This is a genomic window from Photorhabdus kleinii, from assembly GCF_025384885.1.
Lineage (GTDB): Bacteria > Pseudomonadota > Gammaproteobacteria > Enterobacterales > Enterobacteriaceae > Photorhabdus > Photorhabdus kayaii.
Window position 1 is genome coordinate 1 of record NZ_JAJAFY010000151.1, and the last position, 851, is coordinate 851.

Genomic DNA, 851 nt, shown 5'->3' on the forward strand with positions numbered 1-851 from the left:
ACATCCGCGTCGCTGCGCGGTTCTGGCGCGGTGTCAGCGGCCTATTTCGCGATTACCAAAGTAACCCACGAATACCCCTCTTTGCTCGCGCTTGCTCCCCCGCCTCGCCCGCACGCAAAAAGGGCGCGTTTTTGTGCAATTGTGCGTAGTGGATGAAGGCTTGCCGGGTCTGGCGCGGAAGGGGATCGCTGGCGTGGTGATTATTGTGCAAAATTATGCAGATTTGTGCAATGAATTTCATACAAAAAAATAACCCGCCAGTTGGCGGGCAAACTCATTCTCATGTGTTTTGAAAATCTTCCGCGCGATCAACCAGCACGGCAAGAAATGAGGTTCTTGCTAGCTCATGAGCGTTGGGACTCATGATGCTAATGATTTGATATTTTGATGGATCACACCAATGTCGGGAATAAACCAGGTAGCTATCAGATTTTCTGGCGGCAGCGGGTAAATGACTAGGCCAGGGAGGTTCGTCGGGTAATCTAATATGAATTTTAAAAACATAAGATTGACATAGAGACGCGTGGTCTTCCCAGCGTCCCTCATCACCAAAAATGGCGGGAAGCGATCCGCCATTTTTCCAATCTTGCAAAATTTTTGCATACTGCCTTGCCACTGCGGGGATTTCAATATCTTTGTGAATAGAAACGTGGATCACGGTATCCCCTTCAATGGAAAACTGGAGCTTCCAAGCCTAAAGCAACATGTTCGGTACGAATAAGTTCCCGGACCGCATCTTTATCTAAGTCAGCACCGGCATTTGATGCTTTATTAGGGATATGCGTACTTTTTGAAAATGCAGTGATTTCTTCCAACGTATACCGTAAGTCAGCAGATGCACGCCCGAAGCG

Annotated in this window: 1 protein-coding gene and 1 pseudogene; both read right to left on the reverse strand. The window is 48.1% G+C overall.

All coding sequences use genetic code 11. The features are described 5' to 3' along the window. Nucleotides 1-280 precede the first annotated feature (280 nt). Complete coding sequence (locus LG003_RS23105) at nucleotides 281-658, reverse strand: type II toxin-antitoxin system YafO family toxin (RefSeq protein WP_112876948.1); 378 nt, start codon at nucleotides 656-658, stop codon at nucleotides 281-283. Nucleotides 659-668: 10 nt separating this feature from the next. After that, nucleotides 669-851 (reverse strand): annotated as a pseudogene (locus tag LG003_RS23110) (hypothetical protein); the annotation flags it as partial.